This window comes from Leptotrichia wadei, assembly GCF_007990445.1.
GTDB lineage: Bacteria > Fusobacteriota > Fusobacteriia > Fusobacteriales > Leptotrichiaceae > Leptotrichia > Leptotrichia wadei_A.
On the sequence record NZ_AP019841.1, the window covers coordinates 1,276,553 to 1,289,546 of the forward strand.

At 29.7% G+C, this 12,994-nt stretch carries 13 protein-coding genes; all 13 read right to left on the reverse strand.

The features are described from left to right. Nucleotides 1-29: 29 nt before the first annotated feature. Nucleotides 30-1,109, reverse strand: a complete 1,080-nt coding sequence (locus FVE74_RS12130; RefSeq protein WP_147003692.1) for a thymidine kinase — start codon at nt 1,107-1,109, stop codon at nt 30-32. Between the two features lie 94 nt (nt 1,110-1,203). Then, complete coding sequence (locus tag FVE74_RS06065) at nt 1,204-3,813, reverse strand: alpha-amylase family glycosyl hydrolase (RefSeq protein WP_147003693.1); 2,610 nt, start codon at nt 3,811-3,813, stop codon at nt 1,204-1,206. Continuing rightward, nucleotides 3,810-4,448 (reverse strand): ComF family protein, encoded by a 639-nt coding sequence (locus FVE74_RS06070; protein WP_232053884.1) that lies wholly within the window; start codon nt 4,446-4,448, stop codon nt 3,810-3,812. The genes FVE74_RS06065 and FVE74_RS06070 overlap by 4 nt, the downstream gene beginning before the upstream one ends. Before the next feature lie 37 nt (nt 4,449-4,485). Next, nucleotides 4,486-4,677, reverse strand: a complete 192-nt coding sequence (locus FVE74_RS06075) for a zinc ribbon domain-containing protein (protein WP_018449928.1) — start codon at nt 4,675-4,677, stop codon at nt 4,486-4,488. Nucleotides 4,678-4,686: 9 nt separating this feature from the next. Next, on the reverse strand, nt 4,687-5,034 hold the full coding sequence (locus FVE74_RS06080) for a YraN family protein (protein ID WP_147003695.1): 348 nt from the start codon (nt 5,032-5,034) through the stop codon (nt 4,687-4,689). 208 nt (nt 5,035-5,242) lie between these two features. Next, entirely contained in the window at nt 5,243-6,334 is a 1,092-nt protein-coding gene (locus tag FVE74_RS06085) for an AAA family ATPase (RefSeq protein ID WP_147003696.1), read from the reverse strand. Next, nucleotides 6,335-6,895, reverse strand: a complete 561-nt coding sequence (locus tag FVE74_RS06090; RefSeq protein ID WP_147003697.1) for a hypothetical protein — start codon at nt 6,893-6,895, stop codon at nt 6,335-6,337. A 35-nt stretch (nt 6,896-6,930) separates the two neighbouring features. Further along, complete coding sequence (locus FVE74_RS06095; protein WP_147003698.1) at nt 6,931-8,613, reverse strand: AI-2E family transporter; 1,683 nt, start codon at nt 8,611-8,613, stop codon at nt 6,931-6,933. A gap of 166 nt (nt 8,614-8,779) precedes the next feature. Then, nucleotides 8,780-9,415, reverse strand: a complete 636-nt coding sequence (locus FVE74_RS06100) for a ribonuclease HII (RefSeq protein WP_147003699.1) — start codon at nt 9,413-9,415, stop codon at nt 8,780-8,782. Nucleotides 9,416-9,491: 76 nt separating this feature from the next. After that, nucleotides 9,492-10,481: an RluA family pseudouridine synthase gene (locus FVE74_RS06105; protein ID WP_147003700.1), complete on the reverse strand. Its 990-nt coding sequence runs from the start codon at nt 10,479-10,481 to the stop codon at nt 9,492-9,494. Between the two features lie 46 nt (nt 10,482-10,527). Beyond that, nucleotides 10,528-11,196, reverse strand: coding sequence for a Fic family protein (locus tag FVE74_RS06110; protein WP_147003701.1), 669 nt, complete (start codon nt 11,194-11,196; stop codon nt 10,528-10,530). Nucleotides 11,197-11,232: 36 nt separating this feature from the next. Then, the gene (locus tag FVE74_RS06115; RefSeq protein ID WP_147003702.1) at nt 11,233-11,649 is read right to left on the reverse strand and encodes an HD domain-containing protein; all 417 of its coding nucleotides are present in this window, start codon (nt 11,647-11,649) and stop codon (nt 11,233-11,235) included. 147 nt (nt 11,650-11,796) lie between these two features. Next, complete coding sequence (locus FVE74_RS06120; protein ID WP_147003703.1) at nt 11,797-12,831, reverse strand: pseudouridylate synthase; 1,035 nt, start codon at nt 12,829-12,831, stop codon at nt 11,797-11,799. Nucleotides 12,832-12,994 lie beyond the last annotated feature (163 nt).

The following is a 12,994-nucleotide window of genomic DNA, read 5'->3' on the forward strand; positions in this document are numbered from 1 at the left end:
CTATTAATTCACATTCTCAAATTAAAATCCTACAACTCCCGATACTTAACTTCCGTTATCTTCGATATTTTCTCAATAACACCATTTTCTTCCTTTTCTTCCCCAGCATGACTATTCCCATTTTTATAGACAATTTCTTTTAAATTTAAGTCTGATTTTTTTAATAAATCAACTGTCAATAAAATCTGATTAAGCACACCTTTTTTATTTTTTGAAACAATAATTACTTCCGAATTTTTTCTAAATTCACACATAAAGTCCAAAATACTGTAGCTTCCTTCCAGTTTTAACAAAAGCCCTCCAGTAATTCTGACAAAAATATAGTCATTTTCAATTAATGCCAAGTTTATTTTTTCACGTAAATTTTTCAAATCAGTTTTTTCATTTCCACTCATTTGCCCATTTACAACAATCGTTTTTATTTTTTTATCATCAACAAATTGCTCCTCATACATTTTTTCAACAAATTTCTTGCCAACGTTAATTTCTGTTCCAACAATAAAATATATTTTCCCTTTTTTGTCATTTCTATACCTTACAATGTGATGTCTACGACATCTTGCCTCATAATTTTCACTTGCCCCAACCATAACCAGGGGATCATCATAATATGCAGGCTCTCCATTGATAAGGCGCTGGCTCGCATAAGCAGGCTTTCCACAAACCATGCAAATTGCATGAAGCTTATCTACCTGATCGGCAATGCTCATCAGTTCCGGTACAGGCTCATAAGGCTCTGCCCTGAAGCTCATATCAAGACCTGCGATAATCACTCTTTTCCCATATTCCACATACTTCTTGCAAAAATCAACAATCTTTTCCCCAAAAAACTGTACTTCATCAATGCCAATCACTTCAGCATCAACATTTTTTTCCATAATTTCTTCCATCTGGGAAACATCGCTCACAGGATAGGCCCTGAAACTGTTATTTTCATGTGAAAATACTCCATTTTCCCCATATCTGTTGTCAATCGCATGTTTAAATGCAACTATTTTCTGTTTTGCATACTCTGCACGTCTAAGCCGTCTTATAAGCTCCTCGCTTTTCCCTGAATACATGCTTCCAGTAACGACTTCCAATGTTCCAATTTTAGAATTTTGTATCATTTTATCTTTCCTCTTTTTTTATTATTAAATATTTAAATAAATTACGTTTTAAAAAGGGGCTTTTGCCCCTTACATATCTTTAATCCAGATTCTCTTATTTTTTATTTTGTCTAAATGAATCAAACATATTTTTCGCATTGCTGTATAAAACCTTAACTTCATAAGGTTTTACGTTAACTTGAATTTTTTTGTCAGAAATTGCATAATTTTCCTTTAAATTCAGCTGATTTCTGTAAAATCCAAATAATTTTGGTACTTGCAACGATAATGGATACTCATCTGACCCGTTATTTACCACTATTATCATTGACTCATCTCCATCTGATATTTCGTAGGAAATAAAGTCTGTATTTGGTCTTGCAGGATTTATATCACGTCCTTGATATAATTTTGCCCGTCTTTTCTGGTCATCTAGATAAGCTGTAATTTCTGAGTCAATACGTCCTTTTGTCTTTGGATCGCTATAAACTTCAAGTATTCTTAATTTCCCATTTTTAAATAAGTTTTTATGCTCTTTCCGTACTTTTAACAATGCCCTGTAGTGATTTTCAATATCAGGATTACTTTTTACAGGATATGAAATCCACTTTTGAACTTCATTTACTTCCACAACGCTCGGCAAACTTCTAAGCCTGTCTTTATATTTAATAATATTGTCAGTTTCATTGTCATAAGGTTCATAATCCTCCCATAACATAGGCTTTCTATTTCTAGGGGAATCTGCTCCCCACATTCCCTTTTCATCTCCATAATATATAATTGGCGTGGCAGGCAGCATCATTTGCATTGCAACTACTCTTTTTAATTTATTTACAGCAGTTCCATCGTAAAGATCTGGACGGATATTTAAATATCCTTGATCTGACTGGTTATTTCTATCATAAACTCTATTTGGATTTATCATTCCGCTAAAAATTCTGTCTGTATCAAGCGATCCGATAAACACTTGTGTCATATTAAAGCGATTGCTTGAATATCTGTTATAAATTTCATTTAATTTTGTTGCAAATTCAACTCCGCCAATACGGAAATTTGGATTAGTATTTACAGTATATTTTATAATATTATTAATTATGTTATAATCTGCCCCGCTGTCATAAATTCCATCTTCAATATCTTTTGTAATGCTATTTGAAACTTCCCCTGTAATCAGCAAGTCTGGCTTATACTTTTTCAAATTTTCTGTAATATTTGCAATATATTCCTTATTTGCATTATCATAGTAAACATATCTTATTCCATCAATCCCATCATCATAAATTTCCTTCTTAAATGTCCCATCAGGCCCTAAAATCCATTTTTTCATCGCATTTTCAATATAATTTCTAACTTCAGGATTTTTTAAGTCAAGCACAGTATCCTTCAAATACCAGTTTGAAAATTCCTTATTATTTATCGCAAAAAATCTGTTCGATGTAGTGTCAGCAGCCACTTCCAGAACCACTTTCAGCCCTTTCTGATGGGCCTTTTTCACAAGGCTAGCCAGTTTTAAGTCAGAATCTGTCCAAACCCACGTTTTTGGATCTAGCAAGTCTTCATCAAGCAAGTTTTTATCAGTTTCAGGATTAAAAATAAGCAAATTTAATTCCATATCCCCATTGTTATTATGAACTTTTGATTTTATGTCAAGCCCTTTTGACGTTCCAGTCTGCTCTATGTAGCCAAAATACGGATCAACGTGATTAAAGTAAATTGTGTCGTATTTATGGTTAGAAAGCGAATAAAATGGCGATGATAAAATTATATATTCTACACCAAGATCTTTAATATAATCAAGTTTTTCAATTATTCCTTCTAAATCTCCGCCATAATAACGTGTGTAATTTTGAACATCATTTAACGTATTTTCTTCCCACTCATTCTTTTCCTCATAATTACTATTCCATTCATTTAGCGAAAACTGTGGCTTTTCATTTCCGCCCCAATATGCCAAAACTAAATCTTTTTTTGATCTTCCTGAACGAATTTCCCCAGTAGGCTCAGCAAAGTCATCTGTCCCAAATTCGTTAAAAATTGCATCATTATCCACATCCCCATTTCTAAATGAATCAATGTAAATCTGGTATCCTACAGAACCTCTCGCCCATTCTGGAATTGTTGTTAATTTATTTGAACGTGAAAACTCAAATCTTTCTATGTCCTTTAGATTTTTTGAAATATTTCTTCCCATATAATATTTTGTCTTGTCATCTGTCAGCACAAAATAATAACTTGACACACTGCTTGGGATTTCAGCCATAAAAATTTCATTTCCACCATAGTTTCCAATTCCACGCATCAGCTTTTTCCCGCCATCATATACAACTTCCGCAGAATAAACATCATTATTTTTTGTTCTTAACATAATTTTCACATTATTCCCATTAAGCACCCTAAATTCAGTATCCTCTTTGTGAACTAACGAATTTAAGTCAATAATCCCATCATTTCTCTGACTGTATTTCAATGATTCATTTGATTTAGAAACATCTGCATTTTCATCTGCTGCATCAGTTTTATCATTATCATCAACTTTTTCATTTTCTTCCAAATTTTCACTATTTTTTTTATTATTTCTTTTCGCCGCACTAATCAAGTAATTCTCCTGAATATTCACAGTATCATTTACATTTTCGTGAAAATTCTCATTCTGTACAGAAGCTGAAAATGAAATAACTGAACTTACTAAAAACAGCAAAAGTTTCATCTTTAATTTAAAACTCATATTTCTCCTCTATTCATCTTAATTTCCCTAGCCGCAGCCAGGCAAAAAACAGTTATTCTTATATTACTGGTATTTTCTCCATTGTCCAACTGCTCTAAAATACTATTCTTAATTTCCCTAAGTGTCGCCCCAGTCGTTACAATATCATCAAGTATCAGAATATTTTTATTCCTAAAATCAATATTTCCAGAAATTTTAAAAGCTCCCTTTATATTTTTATTCCTGTCTTCCTCATTTAAAATTTCAGCCATCTTTTTCGTATTCTTAACCCGTTTAAGCTGGACATAATTAACCTTTAAAAAATTCAAAATTTCATCAACCTGATTATATCCTCTCTCATTTTTCCTTTTCCTGCTGACAGGCACACTTACAACAACATCTATTTTTTCCCTTTTTAAAACATAATAAAACTCCTCTTTTACCAATTCAGCAATTAGTTTTGCCATAATCTTCCTATGATTATACTTATAGGAATAAATCAATCTCTTAAATTCCCTGTTATAATCCCATACATAGTAAATATTATTTAATTTCCGTAATTTTTTTAAGCTATTCAAAATATTTTTCGTATCCTTTGACACAATATCACACTCAACCAGTTCCTCCCCAGAAATTATATCCCGATTCCTAAACAAAATTCCTTTAAAATTAAATATTATTTCCCCAAAAACTTTAGACTGGATCTTCAACCTTCTGAATTATTTTGGTTGAGTACATTTCCGTATATCCACAGTTTTTACATATTTTCAAATAAAATGTATCAATGGCTATCTTTGCTCCAACAGCCTTTTTTGTAGGAATAGCCACCTTTTTTATTTCAAATATATCCATTCCGCATTTACAGCATTTTTCATCATTTCTCATATAACCACCTCAAAACGCATTTTTTAACCATTCAATATTTCCAGAGTCCTTACTTACTCCAACAACATCATACCTCACATTCCTATCCCAATTTTTTTTCAAAAGATAAACCTGCGAACTAGCAAGAATCCTGTTCTGCTTCTCCTCCGTTACCATCTCAATCGCCGATCCAAAAAAGTCATTTCTTCGATACTTAACTTCCACAAACACAAGCGTCTGGCTACTCTTCTCAAAAAAAATCAGATCAATCTCCCCAAATTTAGTATAAAAATTACTCTCAACAAACACAAGCCCCTGCAAAATCAAATATTCCTTCGCTACATTCTCATACTTAAACCCAACTTCCCTTTTATTCATTCTAACTCTCTTTTCCCCCTTTTTTGATATTATACCACAAATATCTATATTTATTCTTTTAATATAATACCAATTTTTTACTTTTTTTTCAAGACTGGAAAATTTAATTAGTTTTTTAATTCTCTTAACTTAAATAATTCTAATGTTATTCCAAAATAAAATGTGTATCTTAATTTTTTAATACACATTTTTAAATTTATATTTATTTTTAAAGTTTAAAATCTAAGTCAGTTATTAATAATAAATCTTCTTTCGTAATATTTTCAATGTTAACTACTCTTCTAGCATGATTCATTACTAAATCATCATAAACATTTCTTACCATTCTTCCATTTGAAAAATTTTCTTTTTTATTCTCTAATTCTGTTTCAAAAAAATCATTTAATTTTATTTTCGCTTTTTCAGTCAAATCATAATCATTATTTTTACACATTGATATTAATATTTCCAAAAGTTCTTTAGTATTATAATCTTCAAATTCTATAAATGTGTTAAAACGTGATTTTAGTCCAGGATTTGAAGAAAAAAAGTTTTTCATTGGCTCAGAATACCCAGCAACAATTACTACCAAATCATTTCTATAATCCTCTAATGCTTTAGTCAATTCGGTTATGCATTCTCTTCCATAGGAATCACTTTGTTCATTTTCAGTTATACTGTATGCTTCATCAATAAATAGCACTCCACCTTTAGCTTTTTCTATAACATTTTTTACCTTTAATGCAGTTTGACCTTGATACCCTGCTATTAAATCTGTTCTTGAAACTTCAATAAAGTGTCCTTTTGATAATAAACCTAATTGCTTATAAATTCTACCTATAATTCTAGCAACAGTTGTTTTTCCAGTGCCAGGATTTCCAGTAAAAGATAAATGCAATGTGCTTTTAACAGCATTTAATCCTTCTTTCTCTCTCATCTTTTGAACTTTTTGATAAATTATCAAATCATTCACTTTAGATTTAGCATTCTTCAATCCAATCAAATTATTCAATTCTTCTAATAAATCCGTTAAGCTTCTAACATCTTCTACCACTTCGTCTGAATTACAAATTCTTTTTATTTCTAAATAACCATAATATTCAACTAAACTTTTTTTCAAAAAATTTGCTATTTCTTTTATCTTTTTGGAAAATTCTTTTGAATCTATTATCTTAGAAATTTTTCTTAGCAATAAAATAGTTGCTTGTTTATCATTTTCCTTAGCAATAGATATTCCATATTTTGTAATTTTACCGTTAGAATTAGTAACCGCATCTAGTTTAGAAGCATAATCCAAAAAATTTTCTTTATATTTACTCATCTATTTACTTCCTATAAAGAATAACAAGAATAATATCAAAATAACAATACCATAAAGAATATTCGATATAATAACCGTTTTCTTTAATTTTTCTAATTTTATTTCTGAGTCTTCATCTATTTTATAATTCTCTACTTTATTTTTGAATTTTATAAGTTCCTCTATAGTCAATTTTTGTGTCTTTAGTATACTTTCTATCTTTTCATTAGTTTTTTCTATTCCTTTTATAGAAGCACATATTTTATCAATATAATCTTTATCTAATGATTCAAAAGTATTATAGACTTCTTTAAATTCTTTTATAATTTTTATTTGAGTTTTATTAATATTTATCAGATATTCCTGTATTTGACTTGTCAATTCATTTAATTCTTTTCCAGTAACAGAATGATTAAAGAAACCAAAAATTCCTTTCGACCAAACATCTAAAAAATCTCCTCCTGTTCTAACTTTGTCTAACTCTAAATCTGTTTTAGTTTGTTCTGAAAAATTTTTCAATCTGTTTTTTGAAATTTCAAAATTATGTTTATCAATTTTCATTGTTTCATATTTATTGTCCATATTATTTAAGTAATCTCCTTTAAATTTTCGTTATATTATTTCATTAATTCTTCAAGAAGAGAATCAATCTCATCCATTTTCTCTTGAGTTGAATTTTTTTCACCAAATACTTTATTAAATGTATCTTTTATATAATCTGAAGCATTTTTATGTCTTTCTTTTATATTCGTAACTACTCTTTCTTTCGTTTCTACAACTCTATCTTCATTCAAATTTATTATTTTATGCTGTATTCTTAATATTTCATTACTTTTATCTATTTTCTCACCAACTATTTGCGTTTCATATTTATTTTTAATCATCTTCTGAATCAAATTAATTGCTATTGCTCCTATAATTCCAGATACAACTGCTCCCATAAAAATTCCTATTATATTTGCTAAACTACCAAGCAATGGTATTTCAACCAATAATATGGGTATTGAAGATAATCCTTTTTCTATTGCTTCCCCCAATAATATAGCACCTGCTGCAGTTAATCCTACTGTCATTATTTTACTAATTTCTAAAATTAATCGACCTAATGGTTGATTTTTATTTTCTGGATTTTTCATATAGTCAATAGCTTCTTTTATAGATTTCCATCCTTGTTTTAATAACATCCATGCTTTTTTTAAAATACCGTATACCGGACCAATAATCATTGTAGCTATAGTATTAAACAATGTGCTTCCAGCATTTATTAAATGTGTTTTCAATTTTCCTACAAAAGAGTGTATCGCTTCTTTCAAACTATCCAAAAGCATTTCAAACTTTCCTTTTGTTGTTTTAAACCATTTAATCAATTTTGCTATTACTTCTTTTACAAATGAAGCTAATAATTGCATAACAACTGCTCTCAGAGCCTTACCTCCCATACGAAATGCTTCTTCTTTTTGCGTTTGACGTCCTTCTTTTTTTAGTCTTTCTTCTCCTTCATTTTCTTTTTTCTCAAGGAATTCTTCAGCTTTTTTATTCGCTTTTTCAAAATGCTTATTTTTATCTCTGGAATCCATTTCATCATATGTTTTATCACTTTTTCTATTATTTCTATCTGCAGTTGTATATCCTTGTAAATTTTCAGGATCATTTATTATTACTGCTAATTCTTCATTATCATTTGCCATTTGAAGTGATGGATTTTTATATAATTCTGAAGACGATTTTACATGTTCTCTTTGAGCGGATTTAGGATTATTTTTCCCATTCTCTAATTTTGTCTTAGTCGAAATCTGCCTACCTGTATAAATATCTTTAACTGTATCAATACCCTTTTTATTTAATTCTCCAGCTCTTTCTAAAGTTTTATCCATTCCTGGATTTACATATTCCTCTCGAAACTTTTTATGTGGTACATTACTATATCTTTCATAGTTTTTCTCTAACTTTTCTCTACTTTTATAGTTATGTTTAGCTATTTTCCCTTTTGCAAAATTTTCAGCAGTTTGAATATGTGCTTCATTTCTTAAATCTAAAGTCATCCCACCATTTTCTTTTATGAAATCTTCTCCTGCTACAATTGCAATTTGATTATTAACCTGTTCCCAAATCACATCCTCTACAACTTTACCCAAATTATCAGGGTCTCCTATTTGTTTCTGATTTTCTTTTAAAATTTCAAGTTCTGATAGTTCTAATTTTAATTGACTTTGTAATTTTTTCTCTAATTCATCAAAATCAAAAGAATCCTCAAAGTTTTCTTCGCTATTTAGTGCAGATGCAAATTCTTTACTATCCATTGTTTTCTCCCTTTTTAGTCATAATTCAATAAAAATATTTTTTTTCATTTATATGCTTTATTATTTTATCATATTATTCTATAAAATCAAGTATTTGTTATAATTATCTTTGCAATTTCTTTAAAATACTATTTTTTATAAAGGGATTATAATATTTTATATATTTTTAATTTTTTACTCCCAACATCTTCTTCAAAAACGTCTTCCTATGATACTTACAAGCCCCTTTTTTAACCAAAATTTCCCTATGTTTCTTAGTTCCATACCCTTTATGCTTCTCAAACTCATATTCAGGAAATTCCTTTGCGATTTCACAAAGTATTCTATCCCTCGTAACCTTTGCCACAATTGAAGCTGCAGCAATGGCTAACGACTTGCTATCGCCTTTCACAATGCACTCCTGCTCTCCTTCATACTCACGAATCAAATGATTACCGTCAACTAGAACTATATCAAATCCAGATGTTCCCGTCACTTGGCTAATCGCACGCCGCATTGCCAGAAACGTTGCATTCAAAATATTCATCTCATCAATTTCCTTTTCTGAAGCAATCCCAATTCCCACAATGCAATTTTTTTCTATTGCCTCAAACAATCTCTCCCTTTTCTTCTCAGTCAATTTTTTTGAATCATTAATTTCCTGCAGCTCTGGAAAATCCTGATTTACAATAACCGCCCCAGCCACAACTGGCCCAGCCAAAGGCCCTCTCCCAGCCTCATCAACCCCAACAACAATTTTATTATATCTTTTATCAAATTCTAGTAGTTCGTTTTTTTTATTTTCTAATTTTTTTTCATCCATAAGTTTTTTCCTCTATTTTTTATAATTTTATTTAACAAATTTATAAATAACCAAAACTGCCTTTAAAATATCCAAATTAATAATTTTCAAGCTCCAGCCCACATTTTTTCAATGCCTTTTTAAAATCTTCCGGCAATTCTGCAATAAATTCCATATTCTCTTCTGTAATTGGATGTTGAAATTCCAGTTTATAGGCATGAAGCATTTGCCGTTTTTCACTGTCTGGCCTTCCATAAACACTATCGCCTAAAATTGGGTATCCCAGATGTTTCATGTGAACTCTGATTTGATGAGTCCTTCCAGTTTCAATGTGAACTTTAACAAGTGTAAATTTTTCTGCCTGTGAAATTACTTCATAATTGGTAATTGCAGTTTTCCCTGAATTTAAGTCATTTATTACAGTCATTTTCTTTCTGTCGTTTTTATCACGTCCAATTTGTGTTACAATTCTCCCGCTTTTTTGATTCAATTTTCCCTTCAAAATTGCAAGATAAGTTTTTTTCACAGTTTTATCATGAAACATTTGCGACAATTTCAAATGTGCCTTATCATTCTTTGCAATTATCAAAAGTCCGCTCGTATCCTTATCCAGCCTATGCACAATTCCTGGACGTATTTCCCCATTTATTCCCGATAAATCTTTAATATGATACAAGATTGCATTTACAAGCGTTCCCGAATAATGTCCGTTTGCAGGATGAACAACAATTCCAGCCCTTTTATTAATAACCGCCAAATCATTGTCCTCATAAATTATTTCAATATCAATATTTTCAGGCTTAATCTCAACTGTTTCTAACTCTGGAATTACAACTTTTACCACATCATTTTCTTCAATTTTATAAGCTGGCTTTGTCTTTTTCCCATTTACTAAAATATTTTCATCTTTTATAAGCTGCTGAATCCGTGTCCGTGTCAACTCCAGCCTTTCTGACAAAAATTTATCAATCCTGCTCCCAGCCTCTTCACTTAAAATAACGATATTTTGATCATTCTCACTATTTTCAGTATCAATTTCATCTTCAAATTCATTTTCAATTTCATATTTTTCTTTCTTTTCATTCATAATTATCTATTTTTCTTTCTTTTATAATTTTTTGTTTCCCAAAATTTCATTCCCTTTTAAAAATTATCCCGTCAATACAATGATTGTAAATCAATTCCTTAATTTCACTCGTATCATTAGTTTCATAAAATTTCACAAGCAGTTCCAAAAATTTCTCTTGCTGTTTTATCGGTACAGAAGTAATTCCAGCACCATTTTGAATCATCACTTGATTTGCCGCCATCATGCTTGTCCTTTTATTTCCATCATAAAAAAGCTGGCTTCTCATTAAATATAGCATTAAGTTTATTGCTTTTTCTGTTGCAGAATTTTCACTTTCTAAAATCTTGTTCAAACTGTCATTCACTTTTTCTTTATCAGGAATTTCAGGCTTCCAATCTGTTCCACCCGTACTGACATCAGAAAATCTTAATTGTCCTGGGAAAGGATTTACATTTGCCTCTCCAATAAGCTGGTTTATTTTACAGATATAATTTAAATCAATCGGATATTTAATATTTTCCAAAATAAATTCCCATGAATGTTTCAAATTAACAATGGCATTTATATCCTTAACTTTCATATTTTGAATTCCCAGCCCTTGAAAAATCGTTTCAGCCTGAGGATAAGTCACAGCTATTCCTTCCAGATTTGCCGATTTCCAAATCGAATCCACTACATTTCTTTTTGCAACAAAAATATTTTCCTCTAATGTCATTTTATACTTGTCTTCCATAAATTCACTCTTTTCTAAAAATTTTTCATCAATTTCTTAACTCTCATCATCACATTTTTGAAAAATATCCATTTCCTCTGAATACCCTCGATTATGATGGTTCTTAGCCAAAATTGCTACTTCCTCATCAATTTTTTCCAACTTTTCAAAACTTCTTTGTGCATGATTTTGCAATTCTGTCTTAAATCCCAATTTATGCAGAACTCTCGTTACAATCGACACATTCCCCTTTCCGCAGTCGTGCAGAAGTGCTAATTTCAAATACTTCTCATCATTTTTCAAGTCTGTTTTTCTCACTTTTTTATAAACTTCAAGCGAATGAAACTTATCATAATCTGACATTTCCAAAAATATTTTTTTCTCATTCTCTGACATCCTTTTCAAAGCCTCATTCATATAAGCCCTATTAATCTTCGGCTTAAAATACTCTATCGCTTTCCTAATAATATACATTTTTCCAACCTCTTTTACATATTTTTAATTTATATCTAATTTTATTGCTAGACATTCTCAATAGCCACACAAACTTAAAATTTAATGAATATCCTGAGATTCCTTGCCAGGAAATAGATGAAATATATTCTCTATTTTTCTCAGTTTCTACATTTCCTTCACAACTATATCTCCAAAAAATTTCTTCAACTTCCTGATGTTTTTCCCATTTTTCCCAATAAATTCCCCTTTATCTTTCTTTTCAACAAAAAATACTGTAAAATAACTATTTTTTTCAATTTTCCTAATTTTGCCAATTTTTTCAATATTCTCTAACTCTTCATTCAAATTATTTATTTTTATTTCAAAATCTGTTTTTTCTAAGTTTGTAATTCCTAGATTCTCTTTTTCAAAATTTTCCCTATTTTCTTTATTTTTCAAAGCCACCAGTTCTTCAATATTTTCCACATCAAAAAATCTCATTTTTTCCAACTCCTCTGAGAACTCAACCTTCTCCAATGTCAAATATTTTCCATCAAGTACCTTGTCTTTTATACCTAATTTTTTATTTTCAAAGTTTTCATCATTCAACTTTTCAATATCAAACTTCGTGTTATTTAAAATAAAATTACTCATAATCCGCACCTGCTGCGGCAAAAATCCATCTCCCGCAAAATATAGATTACCATTTTCATATTTCACCAAAATTTCTCTTATGTGATTTTTTAATTTTTTCCCCTTTTCTGAAGTAAATTCGTAAAAATCCTTTTTCCCAGACACTTTCTCACAAATCTGATTTATTCTCTCTTCATTATTTTTTACAAGATGTTTTGGATATTTATAAATATAATATCTTTTTTGAATCATTTGCGGAAATTCTAAAAATGGCAATGTTCTTACTATTTTATTAATTTTCAGCCCTTCTGTCCCTAAAAATTTTAATTTTGAAAAATCAATAATATTTTTGGAATTTATATAAAGAATATTTCCCTTTGCACTCACATTCGCATCAGTCCTTCCAGCCTGCTGGATTCCTTTAAAAATCTTGATTTTGCTGCTTTCCAGAATTTTTCTAAATTCTGCTTTTACACTTTTTTTGTTTGGATTTTCATCAAAAGATTCAAATTTTTGCCCATCATATTCTATAAAAAACATGTATCCAAAATATTTTGTATTCTCAAAATCCCTTATTAATTTATTCACTATTATCTCTCCATTTTTTATTTCTTTATTTTATAAAGTTCCCTTACATATTTTCCAATCTAATTTTTCATAATTCACAGCTGCTTTATTATTTATTCAACTATAATTGAATATATTTTATCATTTTCTCCAATAAATGTATAGGTATTCTCCTTTAATTTAA

What these genes read in the sequence shown, in the direction of transcription:
- FVE74_RS12130 (WP_147003692.1), bottom strand. Translation starts at nt 1,109, where the DNA reads ATGATACAAAATTCTAAAATTGGAACATTGGAAGTCGTTACTGGAAGC.
- FVE74_RS06065 (WP_147003693.1), bottom strand. Translation starts at nt 3,813, where the DNA reads ATGAGTTTTAAATTAAAGATGAAACTTTTGCTGTTTTTAGTAAGTTCA.
- FVE74_RS06075 (WP_018449928.1), bottom strand. Translation starts at nt 4,677, where the DNA reads ATGAGAAATGATGAAAAATGCTGTAAATGCGGAATGGATATATTTGAA.
- FVE74_RS06080 (WP_147003695.1), bottom strand. Translation starts at nt 5,034, where the DNA reads ATGAATAAAAGGGAAGTTGGGTTTAAGTATGAGAATGTAGCGAAGGAA.
- FVE74_RS06085 (WP_147003696.1), bottom strand. Translation starts at nt 6,334, where the DNA reads ATGAGTAAATATAAAGAAAATTTTTTGGATTATGCTTCTAAACTAGAT.
- FVE74_RS06090 (WP_147003697.1), bottom strand. Translation starts at nt 6,895, where the DNA reads ATGGACAATAAATATGAAACAATGAAAATTGATAAACATAATTTTGAA.
- FVE74_RS06095 (WP_147003698.1), bottom strand. Translation starts at nt 8,613, where the DNA reads ATGGATAGTAAAGAATTTGCATCTGCACTAAATAGCGAAGAAAACTTT.
- FVE74_RS06100 (WP_147003699.1), bottom strand. Translation starts at nt 9,415, where the DNA reads ATGGATGAAAAAAAATTAGAAAATAAAAAAAACGAACTACTAGAATTT.
- FVE74_RS06105 (WP_147003700.1), bottom strand. Translation starts at nt 10,481, where the DNA reads ATGAATGAAAAGAAAGAAAAATATGAAATTGAAAATGAATTTGAAGAT.
- FVE74_RS06110 (WP_147003701.1), bottom strand. Translation starts at nt 11,196, where the DNA reads ATGGAAGACAAGTATAAAATGACATTAGAGGAAAATATTTTTGTTGCA.
- FVE74_RS06115 (WP_147003702.1), bottom strand. Translation starts at nt 11,649, where the DNA reads ATGTATATTATTAGGAAAGCGATAGAGTATTTTAAGCCGAAGATTAAT.